This window comes from Mycobacterium gordonae (assembly GCF_017086405.1).
GTDB classification, from domain to species: Bacteria; Actinomycetota; Actinomycetes; order Mycobacteriales; family Mycobacteriaceae; genus Mycobacterium; species Mycobacterium gordonae_D.
Map to the genome: position 1 here is coordinate 1,993,155 of NZ_CP070973.1, position 19,770 is coordinate 2,012,924.

Annotated in this window: 25 protein-coding genes and 1 pseudogene; 14 read left to right on the plus strand and 12 right to left on the minus strand. The window is 65.4% G+C overall.

Translation table 11 applies throughout. The features are described 5' to 3' along the window. Window positions 1–9: 9 nt before the first annotated feature. Window positions 10–342 (minus strand): hypothetical protein, encoded by a 333-nt coding sequence (locus JX552_RS08550; RefSeq protein WP_205876933.1) that lies wholly within the window; start codon window positions 340–342, stop codon window positions 10–12. Between the two features lie 301 nt (window positions 343–643). Between JX552_RS08550 and JX552_RS08555 the strand changes: the two genes are divergently transcribed. Further along, window positions 644–883 (plus strand): hypothetical protein, encoded by a 240-nt coding sequence (locus JX552_RS08555; protein WP_205876934.1) that lies wholly within the window; start codon window positions 644–646, stop codon window positions 881–883. On the opposite strand, the gene JX552_RS08560 is transcribed toward JX552_RS08555, so the two are convergent. Continuing rightward, entirely contained in the window at window positions 823–1,410 is a 588-nt protein-coding gene (locus tag JX552_RS08560) for a peptidoglycan recognition protein family protein (RefSeq protein WP_346779311.1), read from the minus strand. The genes JX552_RS08555 and JX552_RS08560 overlap by 61 nt on opposite strands. Window positions 1,411–2,119: 709 nt before the next feature. Between JX552_RS08560 and lipY the strand changes: the two genes are divergently transcribed. Further along, window positions 2,120–3,499, plus strand: a complete 1,380-nt coding sequence (lipY, locus tag JX552_RS08565; RefSeq protein ID WP_205876936.1) for a triacylglycerol lipase LipY — start codon at window positions 2,120–2,122, stop codon at window positions 3,497–3,499. A 200-nt stretch (window positions 3,500–3,699) separates the two neighbouring features. Beyond that, window positions 3,700–5,172, plus strand: coding sequence for a serine hydrolase domain-containing protein (locus JX552_RS08570; RefSeq protein WP_205876937.1), 1,473 nt, complete (start codon window positions 3,700–3,702; stop codon window positions 5,170–5,172). Between the two features lie 6 nt (window positions 5,173–5,178). Here JX552_RS08570 and JX552_RS08575 read toward each other — a convergent pair whose 3' ends face one another. Together JX552_RS08575 and JX552_RS08580 are read right to left on the minus strand one after the other, a co-directional pair. Then, window positions 5,179–5,856, minus strand: a complete 678-nt coding sequence (locus tag JX552_RS08575; protein ID WP_431195970.1) for a M15 family metallopeptidase — start codon at window positions 5,854–5,856, stop codon at window positions 5,179–5,181. An 8-nt stretch (window positions 5,857–5,864) separates the two neighbouring features. Beyond that, a complete protein-coding gene (locus JX552_RS08580; RefSeq protein WP_205876938.1) occupies window positions 5,865–6,734 on the minus strand; it encodes a VOC family protein in 870 nt (289 codons plus the stop codon). 69 nt (window positions 6,735–6,803) lie between these two features. Here JX552_RS08580 and JX552_RS08585 point away from each other — a divergent pair, with 69 nt between their 5' ends. Further along, complete coding sequence (locus JX552_RS08585; RefSeq protein WP_205876939.1) at window positions 6,804–7,019, plus strand: hypothetical protein; 216 nt, start codon at window positions 6,804–6,806, stop codon at window positions 7,017–7,019. Continuing rightward, window positions 7,003–7,236: a hypothetical protein gene (locus JX552_RS08590; RefSeq protein ID WP_205876940.1), complete on the plus strand. Its 234-nt coding sequence runs from the start codon at window positions 7,003–7,005 to the stop codon at window positions 7,234–7,236. Before JX552_RS08585 ends, JX552_RS08590 begins: the two co-directional genes overlap by 17 nt. Here JX552_RS08590 and JX552_RS08595 read toward each other — a convergent pair. The 4 genes from JX552_RS08595 to JX552_RS08610 form a co-directional block, all read right to left on the minus strand. Next, a complete protein-coding gene (locus JX552_RS08595) occupies window positions 7,233–7,616 on the minus strand; it encodes a DUF4345 domain-containing protein (protein ID WP_205876941.1) in 384 nt (127 codons plus the stop codon). The genes JX552_RS08590 and JX552_RS08595 overlap by 4 nt on opposite strands. A gap of 33 nt (window positions 7,617–7,649) precedes the next feature. Then, on the minus strand, window positions 7,650–8,717 hold the full coding sequence (locus tag JX552_RS08600) for a DUF2855 family protein (protein WP_205876942.1): 1,068 nt from the start codon (window positions 8,715–8,717) through the stop codon (window positions 7,650–7,652). Window positions 8,718–8,743: 26 nt separating this feature from the next. Then, window positions 8,744–9,217 carry a hypothetical protein gene (locus JX552_RS08605; RefSeq protein ID WP_205876943.1) on the minus strand — a complete coding sequence of 158 codons (474 nt, stop codon included), beginning with the start codon at window positions 9,215–9,217 and terminating at the stop codon, window positions 8,744–8,746. A 169-nt stretch (window positions 9,218–9,386) separates the two neighbouring features. Beyond that, window positions 9,387–9,608: a three-helix bundle dimerization domain-containing protein gene (locus JX552_RS08610; protein ID WP_205876944.1), complete on the minus strand. Its 222-nt coding sequence runs from the start codon at window positions 9,606–9,608 to the stop codon at window positions 9,387–9,389. Between the two features lie 337 nt (window positions 9,609–9,945). Between JX552_RS08610 and JX552_RS08615 the strand changes: the two genes are divergently transcribed. Genes JX552_RS08615 through JX552_RS08630 form a run of 4 tightly spaced genes read left to right on the plus strand, consistent with a single transcriptional unit; the run spans window position 9,946 to window position 13,423 of the window. After that, window positions 9,946–10,392, plus strand: a complete 447-nt coding sequence (locus JX552_RS08615; protein ID WP_205876945.1) for an SRPBCC family protein — start codon at window positions 9,946–9,948, stop codon at window positions 10,390–10,392. Beyond that, window positions 10,376–10,927: a TetR/AcrR family transcriptional regulator gene (locus JX552_RS08620; protein WP_205876946.1), complete on the plus strand. Its 552-nt coding sequence runs from the start codon at window positions 10,376–10,378 to the stop codon at window positions 10,925–10,927. Before JX552_RS08615 ends, JX552_RS08620 begins: the two co-directional genes overlap by 17 nt. 6 nt (window positions 10,928–10,933) lie before the next feature. Next, entirely contained in the window at window positions 10,934–11,266 is a 333-nt protein-coding gene (locus tag JX552_RS08625) for an LLM class flavin-dependent oxidoreductase (RefSeq protein ID WP_241010969.1), read from the plus strand. Window positions 11,267–11,314: 48 nt separating this feature from the next. Continuing rightward, entirely contained in the window at window positions 11,315–13,423 is a 2,109-nt protein-coding gene (locus tag JX552_RS08630; protein WP_205876947.1) for a hypothetical protein, read from the plus strand. A 5-nt stretch (window positions 13,424–13,428) separates the two neighbouring features. Here JX552_RS08630 and JX552_RS08635 read toward each other — a convergent pair whose 3' ends face one another. Next, window positions 13,429–14,274: a mycofactocin-coupled SDR family oxidoreductase gene (locus JX552_RS08635; protein ID WP_205876948.1), complete on the minus strand. Its 846-nt coding sequence runs from the start codon at window positions 14,272–14,274 to the stop codon at window positions 13,429–13,431. 259 nt (window positions 14,275–14,533) lie between these two features. On the opposite strand from JX552_RS08635, the gene JX552_RS08640 reads away from it, so the two are divergent. After that, window positions 14,534–15,349, plus strand: coding sequence for an NAD(P)-dependent oxidoreductase (locus JX552_RS08640; RefSeq protein ID WP_241010970.1), 816 nt, complete (start codon window positions 14,534–14,536; stop codon window positions 15,347–15,349). Window positions 15,350–15,523: 174 nt separating this feature from the next. Here the strand turns inward: JX552_RS08640 and JX552_RS34040 are convergent. Then, a pseudogene (locus JX552_RS34040) lies at window positions 15,524–15,688 on the minus strand (hypothetical protein); the annotation flags it as partial. A gap of 97 nt (window positions 15,689–15,785) precedes the next feature. Here JX552_RS34040 and JX552_RS08650 point away from each other — a divergent pair. The 4 genes from JX552_RS08650 (at window position 15,786) to JX552_RS08665 (ending at window position 18,729) form a co-directional block, all read left to right on the plus strand. Further along, window positions 15,786–16,571 carry a spirocyclase AveC family protein gene (locus tag JX552_RS08650; RefSeq protein WP_205876949.1) on the plus strand — a complete coding sequence of 262 codons (786 nt, stop codon included), beginning with the start codon at window positions 15,786–15,788 and terminating at the stop codon, window positions 16,569–16,571. 119 nt (window positions 16,572–16,690) lie between these two features. After that, window positions 16,691–17,179, plus strand: a complete 489-nt coding sequence (locus JX552_RS08655; protein ID WP_205876950.1) for an LppP/LprE family lipoprotein — start codon at window positions 16,691–16,693, stop codon at window positions 17,177–17,179. Between the two features lie 193 nt (window positions 17,180–17,372). Continuing rightward, window positions 17,373–18,263, plus strand: coding sequence for a lytic transglycosylase domain-containing protein (locus JX552_RS08660; protein WP_205876951.1), 891 nt, complete (start codon window positions 17,373–17,375; stop codon window positions 18,261–18,263). Between the two features lie 76 nt (window positions 18,264–18,339). Next, entirely contained in the window at window positions 18,340–18,729 is a 390-nt protein-coding gene (locus tag JX552_RS08665; RefSeq protein WP_205876952.1) for a VOC family protein, read from the plus strand. Window positions 18,730–18,770: 41 nt separating this feature from the next. Here JX552_RS08665 and JX552_RS08670 read toward each other — a convergent pair whose 3' ends face one another. Together JX552_RS08670 and JX552_RS08675 are read right to left on the minus strand one after the other, a co-directional pair. Continuing rightward, window positions 18,771–19,205: a hypothetical protein gene (locus JX552_RS08670; RefSeq protein WP_205876953.1), complete on the minus strand. Its 435-nt coding sequence runs from the start codon at window positions 19,203–19,205 to the stop codon at window positions 18,771–18,773. A gap of 52 nt (window positions 19,206–19,257) precedes the next feature. Continuing rightward, a complete protein-coding gene (locus JX552_RS08675; protein ID WP_205876954.1) occupies window positions 19,258–19,749 on the minus strand; it encodes a winged helix-turn-helix transcriptional regulator in 492 nt (163 codons plus the stop codon). Window positions 19,750–19,770: the final 21 nt, after the last annotated feature.

Consider the following 19,770-nt stretch of genomic DNA (forward strand, 5'->3'; position numbering starts at 1 on the left):
CGACGTCCGTCAATCCGCAGGCGGCTTGGCGTCGGCCTGCTTCTGCAGTGCCTCGTTTGCGCTGCTGACCACGCTCCGAATGAACTCGTACTGGGTCTTGACGAGCTTGTCCGCCATGTCGAGCGCGGCATCCACGATGGTGTTGCGCCGCGACGGGTGGTCATCGCCGTGCCCCGGTATCGAATCCTCTACGGTGACGACGAACTTTCGCACGGCATCGATCGCCGCGCGCTGCCCTGATTCGACCGACTTCAGGACATCATCAGAAAGGCCTGCCGCTCGTTCGGACAGGTCTGCCGCGCGTTCAGCGACAGTCTTCTTCTCGGTGTCTGTGTCTGCCATGATGGCGCTCCTCCCGGTTGAATGCAGAAATCAGCATGCGCGCCCACCGGAGCCGGATGTAGGGCCGATGGTCCCTCGTTCCGAGGGCTCATTGGCGGTAGCGGAATGCTCGGCTGCCGCGATTGGGCGTCAACAGGGGCGGGGTGCGGTGATCGGATGAAGTGTCGAGGCGCGGTTGACGCGTATGGGCGGCACCTGCATGCTCACCGGCCTCAGTCGCTGTGACGAGCTGCCAGTTCCTCTGGAGCTCGACGACATGGTGTAGTCGACCAATCAACTCGAGGGTGTGCTCGGTGCCGGAATGAATCTGCGCGAGTCCATGCCCGCGCTGTTGTCGATGTACCGAGAGGGCAAGCTCGACGAGCTGGTCACCCGGCGCTATCGGCTCGAGCAGATCAACGAGGCGGTCGATGATATGCGGGCGATTGCATCGACGCTGTGCGGACAGCACCAGTGCTGTGTACTTGCGCAAATCATGTGTCAGTTACCGGCTTCGATGGCCGCCACCTTCGCCGCCCCTTCGGATCCGCACAACGGCTGAAGGTCCACTCCGCCGGCGGCCAGTAGCTCGTCGATGCGGCGCTTGAGTTCGCCCGAGGAAAGGTAGGCATAGAGATTCTTGCCAGGGCACGAGGTCTGGGCGATATCACGGTGGCCCGCTAACGTGCTGGTCGCAAGTTTGTAAGTGCCAGCGGCCCAAGCGAATACCTGTGCTGCGCCGCGAATTTGCTCTTCGGGTACGGCTTCTCGGTCGAAGTCGCCTTCGCAGATGACGAGGAAGTGGCCGATCGTGTTGTAGTCCGTGGCCGTGTCGCCGGCGATCTCGGGACTGCGCAGCTGGTAGATGTTGCCCTTGCCGTCCACCCCGAAGTGATAGGCAATGTCTATCCAACCCAGACTGTCCTGGTGGTAACGCTGGTCTGCGCGGAAGCGGGCCGGAGCGTTGCGGTTGTCGCCCAGCATGACGGCCGCGTGGTGCAGCGTCATGCGGGTGATCGTTTGGGGCGTCCCACCGGGACGGGCGGGACGGGCACCCCATGCGTCGCGGCATAACAGCGTCGCCGAAATCGCGTGCCGCGCCGGGGGGGCAAGTGGTGCAGTCGGCGCGCTGGGGCTTGATGAGCCGGTCGACGGCGCTGGCGCTGGATCTGCAGTACTTCTCGCGCAGCATGCGCCGACTGTTGCTGCCGCCCCGAGGCCGCCGGCCGCTGACAACAGCCAGCGGCGACTGACACGATCTGCAGAAGCGTCCATGGGTTCACGATAGAGACAAGAGGCTGCAGTGGTCGGCGGCAGCCTAGATGTCTAAGCGACGCGAATTAAGTTGAAGACTCCGCTGGGTCGGCAATTCGGCAATCGAAACCTTCTGCAGCGTGGGGGACTGGCCAGAGGTATTTGTTCACCAAGGCCAAACCCGCGACTGAATACTGCTCACCCGTGCGGTCCCCGCTAGTGGCCGCCGATAACCAGGAACCCTAAACCCCGGTCCCTGGCCCGAGATCACGACGTCAAGATAGTCAGACCTGGTGCCGCCCACGATAGCGGCATCGGCGTCCAGCAAATGAAAGGCAGTCGACGCCGATTTTCTTCGAAAATTCTGCGCTATGTCTTGATCAGGGCTCCTTAGACACGAATTTGTACATTCTCGGCGGCTCAGTGCGAATAATCTCGCCTGAGTGTTGCGTGAGGGATTGAGGTCGGCGTAGTCTGCCGCTGCTCTTGGATAGATATTCAGTGGACGACTTCGCGAAGTTGCTACAAGGGGTGAAGACGACTCATGACGGCAATGCTTGCGATTCAGGAAACGTTTTTTGTCGCGGCGCAGAACATTGCTTCGATCGGTTCGGCGGTTGCCGGTGCAAACGAGGGCGTGGTGAATGCCATCGTTGAGGTAGGGCCCGCTTCCGAAGACGAGGTGTCGGCGGCTGTCGCTGCGTTGTTCTCGGCTCACGGGCAGAGCTATCGCGACGCCAGCGCAGCGGTGGCATCGTTCCACGACCGGTTCGTCCAAACGCTGAACGACGCGCATACTGCGTATGCCGCCGCCGAGGTGGAAAACTTTGCGCTGTTAGACAAGGTCGATTTCGTCTTTTCGAATGTTCGGCAGACCTCGTCGGCGGTAGCCGGCGAAATCGACCGGCTGGGCACCATGCTTGTCACCGAGATCGTCGGGGCGCCGGCCGCACCGCCGTTCCAGGCGATCCAGGATGGGACCTTTACCGGCACGCCGGCACTGCCCACACGATTGGAACTTGCTTCGCTGTACCCGGTGAAACCCCTGCTGGACTTGTCCGGAATGGAAACTCGGTTGATAGCACCGGGTTCTCCATTTCTTACGTTGCTGGCCAGCGATGTCCCGCCGCTGTCCTGGGTAATTGGAAATTCCCCACCGCCGCTGCTAAATTTGCTGCTGAATCAAACTGTCCAGCAGACTACGTCCCACGGGATCACAGTCGTGCAGATTACGCCAGCCCATCCGACGGGCGAATACGTAATTGGTATTCACGGTGGTGCCTTTGTCTTGCCGCCTTCGTTCCTGCATTGGATTCATTACTCGGTGATGTCATACCAGACCGGCGCAATCGTGCAAGTGCCGATTTACCCGTTGCTGCAGGAGGGTGGGACCGCAGCCTTGGTGGTACCGGCGATGGCCGGCTTCATCTCTGAGCAGATCGGTCTGCACGGAGCCGCCAACGTGAGCGTGATCGGCGACTCTTCGGGCGGCAACATCGCGCTAGCGGCGGTCCAATACATGGTCGGCCATGGTGAACCCGCACCATCGTCCATGGTCTTGCTCTCGCCATGGTTAGACGCTGGGATGACCAATCCGAATATTGCGTTCGTCCAGGATCCGATAGTCCCGATCCGGTCGCCGCAATTGCTCGGCCAGTGGTGGGCTGGCAACCTGCCCGTCAACGACCCCTTAGTGAGTCCACTGTATGGACCTATGAACGGATTGCCGCAGACGTATGTCTACTCAGGCAACCTGGATTCACTCGCACCCGATGTGTTCCGGCTTCAGGATGCCGCTAGAGCGGCCAATGCTCCGGTCGACTTTGTCCTGGCCAACGGCCAGATACATGACTGGATAATCCTGACTATCGATGGGCCGCGCTACTGGCAGCAGATCAACCAGGAGCTCGGAATCGTCCGCTGACCGTCGGCGACGGATCGCTCTGCATCTGGCTCGATCGCCGGGACCGGGGAGGATGGGGGCCGTGGGCTGCGCTAACACCGAACTGGTCCTCGTCCTTCGGTTCGCTCGGTGGATCACACTAAGCTGAAACTGCTCTGTAACTGCCCACGAACGCCGGGAATCAGGTGAAGCGAAAGGTCGCCGCGCTCGCCAGTTTGCTGATGGCGCTCGTATCTGGTTGCTCGCACGGCACCGCACCGCGCACTGCGTTAAGCGGCAGCGGCCAAGCGGAGCCAGCCGCTCCTACGCGTGTCCATGTATCGCCGCCGAAGTTGCCCGAGATGGCTCACGCGCCAGCCTTCGCCGCCGTCTCCAACCTGATCAACGATGCCATCGCAGCCGACAAGCTGCCCGGCGCGGTGGTTGAGATCGGGCACGGTGGCGCCGTCGCTTTCCACCAGGCGTACGGCTCTCGCAAGCACGGCGGTGAACCTGGCCTGGACGGCCGGCCGGCGCCCGCCGAGCCGATGACCGAGGACACAATCTTCGATCTGGCGTCACTGACCAAGAACCTGGTCACCGCGACTGCCGTCATGCAGCTTTACGAACAGGGCAGCGTGCGCGTCGACGATCCCGTCCAGCAGTATCTGGCGGACTTCAACCCGGGCAACGACCCACGGCGTGCGAAGGTGACGATTCGGATGTTGCTCACGCACACCTCGGGCGAACCGGGCGACGTCGAACTCAAGGACCCCTGGGGACTGGCGGGACCCGACAAGTCCGAAGGCATCCGCCGCGCATTGACCACGCGGCTGCAGTCCGGCCCCGGCGAGGGTTTCCGCTACTCCGACATCAACTTCATCCTGCTCGGTGCGCTGGTCGAGAAAATCACCGGTGAGGCGCTCGATGTGTATGCCCAGGAACACATTTTCGCCCCGCTGGGCATGGCCGACACCCGGTTCCTGCCCCCGGCCAAGGCGTGCGGCCCGCACGTCACCTACGGGTCCGCTGTCGCCTGGGCTCCGGGGTCAGGCCCAGGCAGCTGTCCGGCAGGCGCCTGGGACACCAGTGTGCTGGCGCGTATCGCGCCGACCGCACGTGACGAAGAGGGCAGAGCCGACCCGGGCAAGAACCCCGACCTCGACCACCTGCTTCGGGGCACCGTGCACGACACGACGGCCCGGCGCATGGGCGGGGTTGCTGGGCATGCCGGCGTGTTCTCCACGGCATACGACGTCAGCATTTTCGCTCAGGCCCTGCTCGACCGGCTGGCCGGACGGCCAAGCCAATTCCCGCTTGAGCAAACGACTTTGCAGATGATGACCGCGCCGCAGCAACCGGGACACACACCCCAGCAACTCGAAGCCGCCAATCAGGCTGCCCGGATAGCCCTCGCGCAACGGCCTGCCAGCAACCATTCGCTGCTCGCCGCGCGCTATCCGGCGATCGCGGGCCAGAACCTGCGCGGCTTCGGCTGGGATATCGACACCGGACAGTCCGCACCGCGGGGCGCGGTCTTTCCCATCGGCAGCTTCGGCCACACCGGCTTCACGGGAACCTCGCTGTGGATCGACCCGGGCTCCGACACTTACATCGTTGTGCTCGCCAATTCGATCCACACCCGCGGCAGTCCTCCGATGTCGAACCTGCGCGGCGAGGTGGCGACGGCGGCTGCTCGCGCGCTCGGCCTCTGAGCTCCTTCAGGGCCGCTCGAAATGCTGGTAGTCAACCGGCATCGCCCAGTCACCGCCCCACAGCCAGCCTCGATCGGTGAAGGCGTGCACCGCCGGGTCGCCGCGGTGCAAGATCCCGGCGTCGATGCGGCTGCGGTCCAAATATGTTGCCGCGTTGAGCGGTTCGAAGTCGCCACCGGAGTAGAGGCACGGGTTGAGGCGCGGGTTGAGGTCGATCGCGCGGCCGTAGGCGTGTTGAGCCCAGCGGCCGGTGCCCGGAATGGTGCGGCAGTTGAACGCCGAGGTGTTGTCGTCCTCCATCGACAGTTCGTCGTCGGCGCCCGGGTACCGGTCCACATTCTGCATTCGCTCGATGGGATAGCCCAGACCCAAGAGCTGCCCGAAGATGTTGATGACGGCCGGCACCAGGTCTTCGTGCACGATCAGCTCGCCGTCGTGCGGCTGCCCGTCAAAACCCATGTGGCTGATACGGATTCGTCGCAGCTGCGCGGGTTCGACGGGACAGCCCGGTCGCCAGCTCGCGCCGAGATCGGCGGCGGTCACCGGCTGCACGACCGGGGCGGCGGGAGCGGCTGGGGACGATGGTGATGAGGGAGGAGATGTCGCTGTGGCTGGATGAGGTGGCTCCGTACGGGCGCACTGCACCAGCACGCCAAGCAATGTGAGCGCGGCGAGCGCCGGCAGGCACGACCTCAACGCGGCCCGATCAGCAGCGTGGGCACTCCGCAGGTGCCGTCCCTGACGCTGACGACGCGCGTGCCGGGCTTGCGGCCGGGTCGAACCTCGGAGACATCGAGGCCGGCTGCCAGCAACCGGTTCCGCGCCGCGTCGGCGTTCGGTACCCGCCAGGAAAGTCCCCAGAGCGCATCGGTGTGCTCCGGCAACTGCGCGGTACGCAGCGGCTGGGCGATCTCGACGGTGACGCCGCCGACGCGTAGAAAAATCAGCCGCATGCCCCAGTCGGGGAAGCCGCGGTCCAGCGCGAGACGCAGGCCCAGCCCGTCGCGGTACAGCGCGATCGCGCCGTCCCCGTCGGATGTCTGCACGACCGCGTGGTCGATCCCGGTGACTATGCCCTGTGCCGAGGTATCGGCGGATCCGACCGGCGCGGCCTCGGGGAGCCGGCTGGGGGATTGGTGCTCGATCGCGATGATCAGCACGCCGCGGGTGCGTGCCGGCGGCAGCAGCACGCTGCGCCAGTGCCGCTCCATGCCGGTGGCGGTGTCGCGGCCGTGGCCCGGCGAGACAGGCGGCGGCTCAAGGCCGTTGGCGGCGAGTCGGGCGTGGGCGTCGTCGAGGTCGGAGGTGGCGAACGCGAGCCCGATCGGGCCATCGCCTCGTCTGTCCAACTGCTCCGCGACAGTGCTCCCCAGCGGACCGTCGCCATCCGGCGTGATCAGTTCCAGGTAGGTGTTCTCGACCTTGAAGAGCGTATTCGCCGTGCCCCAGCCCGGATGTTCGCCGCGCCACGACGGACTTCGCGACAGCAGGGTGGCGTAGCGGCGCGTGGCGTCGCTGAGGTCGCCGACGGCGACGATGACGTGGTCGAGCGCGTCGAACACGGATTCAGCATGCCTGATCGGGTGCCGCCCATCTGTTTGGGTGTCGGTTGTCTGGCTATCCCTGCTGACATGCCGGACACAGCACGTGAGCGCGCTGACGCGGGTGATCGCGCGGCGCAACTCGATGAGCAGATTGCCGAAGGTCACGAGTGGGCCAGCAACGCAAAGCCCAATAGCACCGGTGACCTGCACGGTGAGGCCGCCACCAGACACCGACGGGCGGCGGGCAAGAGTCGCTCCGAAGCGGAGTGCGCCAGAAAGAAGGACCATGACGGGCGCGACTGAGCATTCCTGGTCCGTCGAGGTCGGTGAGCCGTCCGCGCCGGATAATCCCGGGGTGCCTCCGGTGCCGACCACCGTGTACGCGGGTGATGAGGCTGAAGCGAAGGCCGGCTATGCCGATTCGACTACCCAGGCAACCGTGATGGACTACCGCTACGTGCTGCTACGTCATGTCGGAGAGGTCGTTGACTGCTGGGGAACCCCGCCGGCCGTCGGTTAGCTTCGGGCGGTCAGCAGCAGGGCACCGCCGATGACTACTTCGACGACGAAGTAGAACCAGTTGGGGTAGAACGAGGTTCGGCCTTCTATGACGGCCGATACGACGCGGCCAAGCGCCATGCCCGCAAGTGCAAGCCCGACGGTGGCCATGATTGCGGTTCGCGTCGAACCTGTCCCCAAGCCCGGCTGGAATGCCGCAAACGCCAGCACACCCGCGATCGCCACCCCGAATCCGCCGTACACGGCCCTCACCTCGGAGCGCGACTCACGCGTTGGCAGCGTGATGCCGAAAACCTGGATCAGGCTCGCCGGGGCGGCCAGCGCGTACAGGCCCATGCCGAGGAAGAAAACGGCGGCGAACGCGGTCACGACTACTGCCAATGCAGTCTCCTCACAGCTGTGCCGACCCGCCGATCACAGATCGACGAGGGTGCCGGCCGTCGGGTCGACCTTCCCGTCGAGCAACTCCAGGTAGGCTCGCTGAATCTCGTCCTCAGTCGAGATCCGTTCCACTCGAAGCCAATTCGAGGCCCACTGCGCGAACGGCGCCCATGATTCGGCGACGTTCTGGTCGAGTTTCGCCGTGCCCCAATCTGCGCCGCGCTTCTTGATGCGGTCCGGGGCGAAGAAGAAGACGGGCTTGGGGCCGGCGAGATCGCCGCTGCCTTGCGCCATCTGCGTCCAGTGGGTCATGCCGACCGCGGAGCTGTGCGCGAGGTGATCTCCGTAGCGGGCGTGAACGTCGGCCCGCACCGCTCCGTCGCCGGAGATGTCGATGTACACGGCACGGTCACCGGGCAGTTCAGAAATGTTGTCGTACAGGTGAACTGAATCATAAACGTCCAGTCCTTCGACGAAAGCACGGTTGCCGGCCGATGTCAGCCCCACCACCCGGGCGCCGTCCCGCTTGGCGAGCAGGTAGGCCGCGATGATCGCCGTCTTGGACGAAGCGCTCGAGATCACGATGGTGTCCGCACCGAAAAAGGCTTCGTCCGCTACGAAGTCATCGATGAGAAACGAGGTGAAGAAGAGCGGGAAGAACAAGATGTGCTCCGCTTCACGGTCGGCAGAATAGACGGGGTCCGTGGTGACGTCACGGTAGCCCTGATATGCCGAGGGCAGCGGCAGCCGATGCGGTGCCGCGTCGATAAATCCCTTTTCATTGACGCGGTCCGGAACGATCATCAGGTGGCTGGCGCAGGGCAGGTAGCCGTAGACGCGCATGCCCGCGCTCAGGTCGGGGTGTCGAGAATCCTCGACGTGTGCGTAGCCCCAGACGTTCAGCCTTCCCCACTGCGGGTCGGATGCGGGGAAGAAGTCCCAGTAACGCATGGCGTCGCCGAAGACGGCGTAGGTGATGTTGTTCGACGTCAGCCCGAACGACTCGACTCGCAACACGGCCTGCCCGTCCGCCGGCGACGGCGGGTCGGCGGATCCGAAGCGGGTCCGGTGCAAGTCCGCGCGCAGAATCTCGAAGTCCATGACAAAAGCCTAGGACGCGGCCAGCGTCACAGCATCGAGTCCACCATCATCGTCCCCTGGCTGTCCGCGCGACTCGTCGAGTCACCGTTCTGCGCGAACACGATGAACGCGGACTGATGTGTCGAGGGGTTCAGCAGCTCGACGAATGTGCCCACCACCGGAATCAGACCCATTGCCGACGTTCCGTCAGCGCTGTAGTCGATGGCAGCTTCCTGGTGAAAATTGTTGCCCTGTACCGGTGTGGATGTCGGCACGGTCATGTTTCGGACGTTGGTCAGTCCGGTTGTCGACAGGTTGCTCAGTTGATCGATGTCGGTCTGCAGGGTGGCTGCCGCGTCGGTGCCGACAGCAGGTTTGACCTTGATCTCCATTTCCGCGGTGGCGAAGGTGTTATGCAACGTCACCCACCCGGGACCCTGGTTCCCGATCGTCCAGCCCGGCGCAGGCGTTACCGAGATGCCCTGCCCCAGGTCGATTGCGCCGGTCGCGGTGAGTGTCACCGCCGAATGGGACGTGTTGGTTGTCAAGGCGACTGCCAGAGTCACGGCAATCAGGTATCGGTGCACGGTCTGACTCCTGGGCTCGATCCGGCAAGTGAGGTCAGATTGCTTTATCACACTCGGCGGAGTTGCGCTTGTCCAGAGGTGCCGGTCCGAATCGCGGGACTAGTTACGCCCGGCTGCCACGGGTCAGTCCGGCCAGTTCCTGGCGAACGCGCTTCTCGACGAGTAAGGGGATGAAGTCCCGGATGGGGCTCGCGGCGAATCGGGAATGATGCTCGCGGACGGCCTCGTCGAGAAACTCGGCGTTGACCTCGGGAAACTGCTCCATCAGACGGCGCTCGATCTCGGCGATCCGGGTCTGCTCGGGGATCCGTGCGCGCGGAGGCATGGTGAAAAGGATTGCCTGGCAGGTGACGGTTCGTCAAACCGAAGGTTAACGAAGGCCCCGGGAGGTCCAGTCCGCCCACCGCGAGTGAACATCGCGACATCCGACGCCACGTCAAGCACCAGGGCCGGGCGCGCGCGTGGCGCTGTCCATCGACCGCTTCGGCCGGTTTCGTCGCGGTGCAGCGTCCAGCCGCCGATGTCGTTGACGTGTATCGAGTTCCCCGTTGGACTTGGGGTCGCGGCCGCAGGCATGACTGGCGTGGCGCATGGTGGGGCCGTCCGGCCCGGGCGGGTCCACCGCCTGCCGCACCCGAGCGATAGGGTGTACCATCTGGTACATGATTACGCAGAGTGGCGTCGAGATCGACGCGCCGGCGTCCCTGGTGTGGGACGTGTTCAGCGATGTCGAGCGCTGGCCGGAGTGGACCGCCTCGGTCACCGAGCTGGTCGCCCTGGACGGGCCCGGCCTGGCCGTGGGCAAGCGATTCCAGATCAAGCAGCCCCGATTGCCGAAGCTGGTCTGGGAAGTGAGCGATGTCGCGCCCGGGGTGTCGTGGACCTGGGTGCAGCGTTCGCCTGGAGGCAGCACCTGGGCCCTGCACTCGCTGACTCCGATCGCCGGCGACCGGACGCGGGTACGTCAGGTGCTCGATCAACGAGGACCGGTCGGCGCGCTGGTCGCCAAGATGATGATCCGCACCACCCGCCGTTATCTGGAGATGGAAGCCCAAGGACTCAAGGCCCGTAGCGAGCAACTGCGGCACTCGCTTGGCCCGCACTCCTGACCACAGGCGGCGCCGGCAGCTGCTTGATGCCCTGATCGTCGAATTCGCCTCCGGTGGCATCGGCGACCGGTCGCTGCGCGACGTGGCGGCCGCGGTGGGCACCAGTCATCGAATGCTGTTGCATCACTTCGTATCCCGAGATGACTTGCTGCTGGCTATCGTCGAGGAGGTCGAGCGCCGCCAGATGGGGGTGCTGTCGGAGTTGCCAACGGATCCGGCCGAGAGTTTCGCCGCGATGTGGGCCACTTTGTGCCGACCCGAATTGCGTCCCTTCGAGCGACTGTTCTTCGAGTGTTACTCCCGCGGCGCCCAGGGCGAGGAGCCCTTCGCCCGTATGGTGCCCGGCGCCGTCGACACCTGGCTGGACGAGGCGGCGAAGGTGGCCGGCCCGGACAACGACCCGGGGTTGGTGCGGCTGGGTCTTGCCGTCATCCGCGGGCTGCTGCTCGACCTGGTCGCCACCGGCGACGACGCGGGCGTCACCACCGCGGTACAGCGCTTTGCCGATCTCCTCCGCCAGCCGGGAGTGAACTAGCGGGTTGTGGTTCTCCGAACTGGTCTGCTCGCCCGCGGTGGATCCCATGGTCGGGATGGCCTACGCCTTGACGGCCAGTGGGCGGCCGTCCTTGACGAGTCGCTGCGGATTCTGCGCACCGCACTGGTCGAGGATGGCGCCAGCTATCGCGGCCGGTTCTTCACGGTCAGCAACGCGGCCGTGGCGCCCCGGCCGTCGCCGCCGTTGGACATCTGGCTGGGCGGCTCATCACAAGCGGCATACCGTCGCACCAAGTTCGTCATCAGGCCGGTCGGGGGTGCGGGGCCGGACGCGTTCATCGAGCGCTTCGTGACCGAGCTGCTCAGTCGCCAGAACTGAGTAGGCCCCGGTGATTGACTCCGGAGGATTTGTGGGTACAGCATCGGCATGGACCGGCCCGACACGATCATCGAAATCCATCGTGAACACGTGCAGGATCAGACGGTCGAGATCTTCAGCGGCGACAAGTACACCGAGTCCGTGGACGGCACCGGTTACTCCGCAACGGCCGATCTCGACGTCACCCTGGATCGCGTCTGGTTCATCCTGGACTCGCACCAGCGCGCCTGGCGGGAACAGATCGACGGCGAAATGCGGGACCCCTTGCGACATTTCGCGATAGATCTGGTGGTTTTCGATTCGCGAATAGTCATTGATTCGGTGACCTGCATCCCCCTGGTCGAGCTCCCGCCGGCGACCATCACGATCCCGGCCGGACCGCGGGCCGGGGAGGCGCGCGACATCCCGTACAACGAGATCCCGCTGTTCGGGCGCTTGAGCATTCACGACCAACTCGAGCCGCACCAGGTCGAGTCGGGCAAGCAGACCATCGCCCTGAATTTCACCGCCCAGGAGGCTCCGGTATTGGTGGCCGGTGCGCTACCCGATCAGTACGCGGCCCGACTGTTCGGGCCGGGCCTGGAACGCCGCGCCGACGGCACCACCGCCCTCACGGGGCCGGACCCGCGAATCACCTGGGAACTCGACGACGCCGAAGCTCACTGGATCACCCACTGCATCGCGGGTCAACTGCTGATGAACGCGGAAAAGCTGCAGCATCCCGGCCTTTCCGATGACGAGGCGAGAACCAGGGTGCTCGACTCGCTAGCCGCGCAGATCGCCGACGCGATGCGCCCGCGGCTTGCCGGGATGGGCGACAACGGAATTCAGAGCCTGCTGCCGACACCGCTGGACGTCGACCCGGACACGCAGGACGACGGCACCGTCAAGGCTCTCGACGCCATCGTGCACCGCTTCGAGATCGGCGACACCACCCACGAAGCCATGGTGGTTCAACTGCAGACGCTGCGGGACCTGCCTGCCGGGGAACAGCTCCCACCGTCGATTCTGGCCGAAAACCCTTACGAGAAGACGGGATTGGCGGTCACTGGGTGGAGCATCCTGCGTCAGGTTCGCGACACCGTGTGCAACACCTTCGAACTCGACGAAAGCGACTTCGCCCCCGACGTACCGTGCCTGCTGCTGGGGCCCAAGACCATCAACATCGGTGGTGACGAGCGCCGCCTCGACGCTCTCGACGCCGACATTGTGCCGCGTACCGGGGACGGTCGACTGGTGTTGGACGGCACCGTCAGCGCCGAAACCAAACTCTACGACTTCAAGGCCAGCTTCAAGGTCACCTACGAGATGGGCCTGGACGAGATTCCGCGCGACCCGAAGGTGGAGGAGACACGGCGCGCCAACTTCAAGACGATCGAAAGCCTGCAGCGGGCGCTGGCATCGGCGGCGGAAAAGAAGCGCGCCGGTGAGCTCCGCGGCGAAGAATACGAAGCAGAAGTCAAGCGGGTCAGCGAGCTGTTCGACGAGCTGCCGCGCACTGTCGGAGTCCGGCCGGTGCAGAATCCGCCTGAGCCCGAGGTGAATCCGGACTTCAGCCTCACGACGGCCGGAAAAGTGGCGACAGCGGCCGGCGCCGCGGCCGTCGCCGGTCTAATCGCGCTTCCGGTTACCGCAGCGGCCGGGGCCGCGGGAGTGGGGGCCGCCGGGGCGGGTGGCCTGTTGACGCTGGCGATCGCCCAATACCTCACCACCGTGCTGACCATTGACTGGTTCGGCACCGGGATCGGGTCGCGTCAGTTGAAAAAGTCGCTGAACGATCAACCCGAGGGGACCTCGCTGCCGCCCATCGGCATACCGGTCGACGTCAACCTCAACCGCCAGCGCCTCGCGGTGTACTTCCGCCCACTGCCAGGGCAGTTGTGGGTGAATTGCCTGCAGGCCGACGAGTCAGAAGACGTTGAGCGCCTTGATATTCGGACGGTCGGCGGGCAGTGGCCGACCGATGGCCGGCGGTGGAGGCTGTCCAACGACGACGCCGTGCTGTACGTCGGGTCTGGCGAGTTGGACCTGCTCGTCGAACCCGACAGCCCGGGAGCCAACGAATTACCCGTCAGCGTTGCCACAGCAGACGACGGAGAGCCCTATCTGTGCGTGCTGGGAGATCCCGACCGGCTGCGCCGACTGCCGCGCCAATGAGTCGGTCAGAACTTCGCGACCGCGCCGGCGTCGACCGGCAGCGCCGCGCCGGTGATGTACTGCGCCTCGTCGGAGGCCAGGAAAAGCACGGCATTGCTGACGGCGCGTGCCTCGATCAGCGGCTTGGGCAACAGGTGGAACTTACCGATGATCTCACCGGCATCTTGCACGGTGGGGTTAGGCAGGTCGGGCCTGAGTGTCCGGACGAACCAGTCGTTGTCGAGCATCGGGGTCAGCACGTTGCCCGGATGGATCGAGTTGACTCGGATCCATTGCGGCGCAAGCTCATTGGCCAGCGAGTTCATCAACCCGACGACAGCGTGTTTGGCCGAGGCGTAGTGAGCCATATAGCCGCCGCCGCGGATGCCCAGCATGGAGCTGACCAGTATGATCGACCCGCCGCCGTTGGTCATGTGCGGCAGTGCCACTTTGACGGTGTGCCACACCCCGGTCAGGTTGATGTCCATCATCGTCTGCCACGCGGATTCCTCGATCATCGCCGCGGGCGCGGGAACCCCGCTGATGCCGGCATTGGCCACCACGATGTCCAGCGGGCCCAACGCTTCCACGCCCTGGGTGACCGCCGCCCGCAGGCTTGTCACGTCGCGCACGTCTGCCTTCGCGGTGAGGATGCGGCGGCCAGACTTCTCCACCAGGTCCGCGGTATCGGCAAGGTCGGTGTCGGTGGCCCCGGGATAGGCAACACCATCAATGTCCGCGCAGGCATCGATCGCGATGATGTCGGCGCCCTCCTCGGCCAGTCGGATCGCGTGTTCGCGGCCCTGGCCTCGTGCTGCGCCGGTGATCAACGCGACCTTGCCGGCTACTCTGCCGAACTTGTTGTCTGCCATAGCGATGAATCCTGCCATGGCGGTACCGCAGCACCTCAGGTGTCGTCGACTGTGCCGGACACCGCCACCAACAGATCGTCGACAGGCCGCGCGGTCGACGCCGCTCGCAGATGGATGATGCGACCTTCGCGCCGGGTCAGATACCGTTTTGGGAGGGGGGTTCCCTGGTGGTCATCACCGCCGCAGAGGTGCACGATCCATTCATGCGACGCGCCAACGACATAGAGGCCCGTAACCGGACAAGCATCGAGGCACCGGAATGACCCGCTTGCGAGTCGGGTTCGTGGGTCTGGGGTCACAGGGTGGCCCCATGGCCCGCCGGATCGTCGAGGACGGCTTCCCGACGACGTTGTGGGCACGCCGCCGGGAGTCTCTGCAGCCCTTCGCCGACACCGGCGCCGCCGTCGCGGCCGACCGTCGCGCCCTCGGCGTCGCATCGGAGGTGTTGTGCCTGTGCGTCGTTGGCGATTCGGACGTCGACGAGGTGCTGCGCGGTGACCATGGCGCGCTGGCCGGGATGGCTGACGGCGGAATCGTGGTGATTCACAGCACCGTCCACCCCGCTACCTGCCGACGCCTGCAGGACGACTTCCCGCGCCTACGCATCGTCGACGCCCCGGTGTCGGGCGGAGGTCGCCTGGCGGCCGCCAGGGCGTTGCTGGTGATGGTCGGCGGTGACCACGCCGCGGTCGATCGCTGCCGGCCAGTGCTGGAAACATTTGCGAACCCGCTTGTCCACCTTGGTGGTCTGGGAGCCGGCCAGGTGGCGAAGCTGTTGAACAACGCACTGTTCAGTGCGCACCTCGGGCTGGCCGCGAGTGTCTTCACCGTTGCCGACGAACTCGGAGTGGACAAAGAAGCTCTCACCGAGGTCCTGGCCAAGGGCAGTGGCCGCAGCTACGGTGCCGAGGTGGTCGGCGGCTCCGGGCACAGTCTTTCGGTGATGGCGCAACTCGCCGGCTCGCTGCTCGCCAAGGACGTCGACATTCTCGCTGACCTGGTCGGCCGTGAATCCGCCGAAGTCGTGCGGGTGGCCACTCATACCATCGGCGCCATGAATCTCGGCACCCGGTGATGCCCAACCCTTTTCCGGCCACCGCCCCGCGGTTGCTGTCGGCCGCGTAGGGCTGGCCGGCGAGATTGCGAGCCAGTTCGTCGTCGTCGGTTTCCTCGGGCACCACCGGCTGCCATGGCCCGAACTCGGATATTCGGTGACCCCGGCAGTCGAGGCGATCTCGCCGGTGGTGGTGCTGCGATAGTCCGTGCGCGCGAACAGTTCCCGGGCCTCGTCGAGCAGCAGTCGGCGCCGCTCGCGCAAGCTCGTCGCGCCGCGGCCGGCGCGGGGCCGGCACTGCGCTGGGGCGTGGCTTTTCGACGATGGGCTCCTTGACCGCCCACTTAAGATAGTGTCCACTATTAAATGTGGGCGCAGTCATCATGCTCGGCACCCTGCTTGTGCTGATCGCCGCGATCTATGGGGTGGTCCTCTACGTCGACCCCGAAGCCCGGCGATGAGCACCGGGCTGACCCCGTTGCTGACGGCCGCCGTCATCTTCGGCTGGGGCAGCGGCATCGTCTTCACCGCGGTCGGCGTATATCTGAGCATCCGCCGTGGCCGCCTGCATCCCTTGCTGCTGCTGTGCATCTCGGCGATCTCGTTCTCCTGGATCGAGGCGCCCTACGACTGGGCGATGTACGCACAGTTCCCGCCGGCCCTGCCGCGCATGCCGTCGTGGTGGCCGTTGAACATGACCTGGGGTGGCCTGCCGTCGTCGGTTCCGGTCGGCTACATCGGCTATTTCGTGCTGCCGGCCACGATCGGCGCAGCCGTCGGGCAGCGGTTGAGCGGGCAGTTCGGCTGGAGACGGCCGACCACGCTGCTCACGGTCGGCCTGATCGTCGGCTTCTGTTGGGCATTCGTCTTCAACGCGTTCATCGGCGCGCGACTCGGGGTCTTCCACTACGGCTATGTCATCCCCGGACTCGCCGTCTTCGAAGGGACCACCCACCAATATCCGGTCTACGATTCGCTCGCCATGGGCGTACAGATGATGGTCTTCACCTACCTACTCGGACGCACGGATGCCGAAGGCCGCAATGTCATCGAGACCTGGGCCGACAGAACGGCGGGAGGCCAGCTGACCTCGGCGTTGTTGTCCGTCGCTGCCGTGGTGATCGTCGGCAACCTGATGTACGGCGCGGTGTTTGCGCCTCATCTGGCGACGAAATTGGGCGGGTGGGTGACCTCGGGCCCGACCCGGCAACTGTTCCCCGGCGTACCGAATCAGCCGAAGTAGAGGGCTCGGCACGGCCCACGGCATTGGTCACTTCTTCGACACAATGTCATTGCGGTCCTACCAGCCGGGACGAAAACAGGGCGACCATTGAATGCAGCCGACAAGGAGGCAGTGTTTCGATGCGAGTCGTTGTCCTGAGCGCCGTGATCGCCGCGCTCTGCGTGCTGAATCCGCTCGCGCCACCCGGTCATGCAGACCCGACGTGCGGGGTGAATCTGAATGCCCCCCAGATCGAGGCGGCGCTCGGGGCATTGCCGACGCTGCCGCAGGGCTCCGCGTGGGACCACAACGTGAAGAGCTTCGATCCGAGCAGCAACTACAACCCGTGCGCAACGCTGTCGACGGTCATCATCACGGTCGTCGGAGCCACCGGCAGCTCGCCCGATCTGGCGTTGTTGTTCCATCAAGGCAACTACGTGGGCGTGGCGACGCTGAAGGCGTATGCGTTCACGACCGTCAACGCGGCCAAGACCACGGATGACACCGTTGCCCTGGACTACAAGGACGACAGGGAAGTCTGCACGGCGTGCCCAGGTCCGACCACCACCGTCCGGTACCAGTGGCAGAACGACCACGTCGCGATGCTGGACCCCGCGCCGGCCTGGTGAGCCCTGAGCGTGGCCGGCGAGCGCGCGCGTTTGTTCGGTGACACGCCGTGAATCCCGTACATGTGAGCGCCGTCGGCGGAAAGGAAGTGACCCCGGCTTGGTCGGCCGCGGTCCCAGCCGACAAGATGTAGAGCGGAATGCCCGCGCGAGCCGACGACGTCGGGTCGCACCAGCTGCGTTGAGGTCGCCCACCATGGATGTTCGCCGCCGACACCCGCTCAATCATGTAAAACGTTATGCCACAACGTTTTTGGTTGCACTAGCGGCGCTCGTTGCGCCTGGGCAGGCGACCGCCGTCCCGATCCCGGCTGCACCCGCACTGGCCGGTGAACCGGCTCAACTGGCCCGTGACCTCGTCGCCGATGAGCAGGCGTTGCGCGACCCCTCGTCCTCGGAGGCCGTGTTGCAGGCCGCCGCGCTTCGTCAGCAGGCGGCCTACCGCGCCATCGGACGTCACCCCGAGTGGGAGCCGATCGTGCGGCCCGTCATCCCCGCTTCGCTGATCGGGATCTATGACCTCAACGTCGATGCACGACACCACCTGATGGCACTCAACGCAGGAGAAGCCAAGCCGACGCTGCCTGCCTGGCGCATCGATGCGCCGGCGGCGGTCGGCGAACTCGTCGGCTACTACCAGGCGGCCGCGGCCGCCACCGGTGTCGCGTGGAACTACCTGGCGGCGATCAATATGGTCGAAACCGATTTCGGCCGCATCAACGGGGTCAGTACTGCCGGCGCGCAAGGACCCATGCAGTTCCTGCCCTCCACCTTCGCGTCGTACGCGGAAGGAGGCGACATCCACTCGCCACGCGACAGCATCATGGCGGCCGGCCGCATGCTCTCCGCCAACGGTTTCGCCGGCAACCCCGACGGCGCCGTGTACAGCTATAACCACTCCAGCCACTACGTCGGCGCCGTCAAGGACTACGCAGCGGCGATCGCCGCCGATCCCGCGGTCCTTCCGGACTACCACCGCTGGGACGTCTACTACCTGACCACGTCGGGCGACGTGCTGCTACCCGTCGGATACCTGGCGGCCGAGCGCATCCCGGTCGGTGACTATCTGGCCGGCCACCCGCAGTGACATTGACAGGCAAGTATCCACACCGCGCCGGCGGAACCGATCGTCACGCGGAGGCTCACCGGGGGAAGGGATCACCATGAGAATCAATCTGGCCAGCATTCTCGTCGACGACCAGGACAAGGCATTGCGGTTCTACACCGAGATTCTCGGCTTCGCGACGAAGGCCGATATCCCAATGGGCGGAGCCCGCTGGATCACGGTGGTGTCGCCCGAGGATCCGAACGGCACCGAACTGGTTCTCGAACCGGACGGGCACCCGGCGGTGCGGCCGTTCAAGGAGGCACTGGTAGCCGACGGCATCCCCTTCACGTCCTTCGCCGTCGACGACGCCCGGGCCGAATACGAGCGACTGACCGGCCTGGGCGTGCGCTTCACGCAGGTGCCCGTGGCCATGGGGCCGGTGATCACCGCGGTGCTTGACGACACGTGTGGAAACCTGATTCAGATCGCGCAACTGACCGGCTGACCCGCGCAAAGTCTTGACGCGTGCGCCGCGGACGCCTGTCGCTAGAACGACTTCACGTTGTCGATGCTGACGAACATGCCGTGGCCGGTGCCGTCATTGGTGAAGCGGGTGCCGTCGCTGCTCGGCAGGATCGTCCAGCCCAGCACGTGATAGGTCTGCCCGTAACTGAGTACCAGGTCGTTCTGCGGCGTTCCGCCGCCGCCGAGGTTGGCGTTGTTCCAGCTGAATGCGCCGGACGCACGCACCACGGCTTCGTCGAAGTGCTCGCCGTACGGGCCGACCGGTGCCTGGGGAAAGCCCGGCCCGTGTTCGCAGGTGACCATGGAGTCACCGTCGTTCAGGTCGGCGGAAATGACGATGCACCGCACGGCACCTGATTGGGTTCGCACGTACTGACGACCGCTGGGGTCGGCCAGGGCGGGTGGGGCCGGACCGGCTGCCAACAACGCCAGTACCGCCGCAAGAATCCGGACCATATCGCCCTCCTCACCGCAGACCGTACTCTGACACCGCCAGCGCCACGGAGTTTCAGACGGCGTTCTGCCCGGCGTTCCGGGATGCCGGTGCGAACCCAGGACCCGCTTCGGGTGTCACATTCCGTGCGGTGATCTCCTCGTTGCAGTGGGCGCAGATCAGCCGCGGATTGGCGACCTTGCCACACGTCTTGTGGCGCAACACGATTGGCGGTCCGTTCGGGTTCGGGAGGTGCTCGTCGCCCCACCGCATCAGCACCACCACGGCGCCGAACAGATCGTGCCCCACCTCGGTGAGGCGGTACTCGTAGCGTTCCGGGTCCTGCGAATAGCGCACCCGCTCGAGCAGTCCCGCGTCGACGAGCATTCGCAGCCGCGACGACAGCGTGGGCCGCGGAATGGTGAGGTTGCGGGCGAGTTGGCCGAAGCGCTGCACGCCGAAGAACGCCTCACGCAGAATCAGCAGTGTCCACCGTTCGCCCACCAGCTCCAACGCCCGGCCGACCGATTCCCCCTGGAAGCGGTGGGACAGATCTGCAGCGGCCATAGTTCAGTCACTGTACCGGTT

Excerpts from the sequence above, each read along its gene's own strand:
- JX552_RS08550 (WP_205876933.1), bottom strand. The coding sequence starts at position 342 with ATGGCAGACACAGACACCGAGAAGAAGACTGTCGCTGAACGCGCGGCA.
- JX552_RS08555 (WP_205876934.1), top strand. The coding sequence starts at position 644 with ATGAATCTGCGCGAGTCCATGCCCGCGCTGTTGTCGATGTACCGAGAG.
- lipY (WP_205876936.1), top strand. The coding sequence starts at position 2,120 with ATGACGGCAATGCTTGCGATTCAGGAAACGTTTTTTGTCGCGGCGCAG.
- JX552_RS08570 (WP_205876937.1), top strand. The coding sequence starts at position 3,700 with ATGGCGCTCGTATCTGGTTGCTCGCACGGCACCGCACCGCGCACTGCG.
- JX552_RS08585 (WP_205876939.1), top strand. The coding sequence starts at position 6,804 with ATGCCGGACACAGCACGTGAGCGCGCTGACGCGGGTGATCGCGCGGCG.
- JX552_RS08590 (WP_205876940.1), top strand. The coding sequence starts at position 7,003 with ATGACGGGCGCGACTGAGCATTCCTGGTCCGTCGAGGTCGGTGAGCCG.
- JX552_RS08600 (WP_205876942.1), bottom strand. The coding sequence starts at position 8,717 with ATGGACTTCGAGATTCTGCGCGCGGACTTGCACCGGACCCGCTTCGGA.
- JX552_RS08610 (WP_205876944.1), bottom strand. The coding sequence starts at position 9,608 with ATGCCTCCGCGCGCACGGATCCCCGAGCAGACCCGGATCGCCGAGATC.
- JX552_RS08615 (WP_205876945.1), top strand. The coding sequence starts at position 9,946 with ATGATTACGCAGAGTGGCGTCGAGATCGACGCGCCGGCGTCCCTGGTG.
- JX552_RS08630 (WP_205876947.1), top strand. The coding sequence starts at position 11,315 with ATGGACCGGCCCGACACGATCATCGAAATCCATCGTGAACACGTGCAG.
- JX552_RS08635 (WP_205876948.1), bottom strand. The coding sequence starts at position 14,274 with ATGGCAGACAACAAGTTCGGCAGAGTAGCCGGCAAGGTCGCGTTGATC.
- JX552_RS08640 (WP_241010970.1), top strand. The coding sequence starts at position 14,534 with ATGACCCGCTTGCGAGTCGGGTTCGTGGGTCTGGGGTCACAGGGTGGC.
- JX552_RS08650 (WP_205876949.1), top strand. The coding sequence starts at position 15,786 with ATGAGCACCGGGCTGACCCCGTTGCTGACGGCCGCCGTCATCTTCGGC.
- JX552_RS08655 (WP_205876950.1), top strand. The coding sequence starts at position 16,691 with ATGCGAGTCGTTGTCCTGAGCGCCGTGATCGCCGCGCTCTGCGTGCTG.
- JX552_RS08660 (WP_205876951.1), top strand. The coding sequence starts at position 17,373 with ATGGATGTTCGCCGCCGACACCCGCTCAATCATGTAAAACGTTATGCC.
- JX552_RS08665 (WP_205876952.1), top strand. The coding sequence starts at position 18,340 with ATGAGAATCAATCTGGCCAGCATTCTCGTCGACGACCAGGACAAGGCA.
- JX552_RS08670 (WP_205876953.1), bottom strand. The coding sequence starts at position 19,205 with ATGGTCCGGATTCTTGCGGCGGTACTGGCGTTGTTGGCAGCCGGTCCG.
- JX552_RS08675 (WP_205876954.1), bottom strand. The coding sequence starts at position 19,749 with ATGGCCGCTGCAGATCTGTCCCACCGCTTCCAGGGGGAATCGGTCGGC.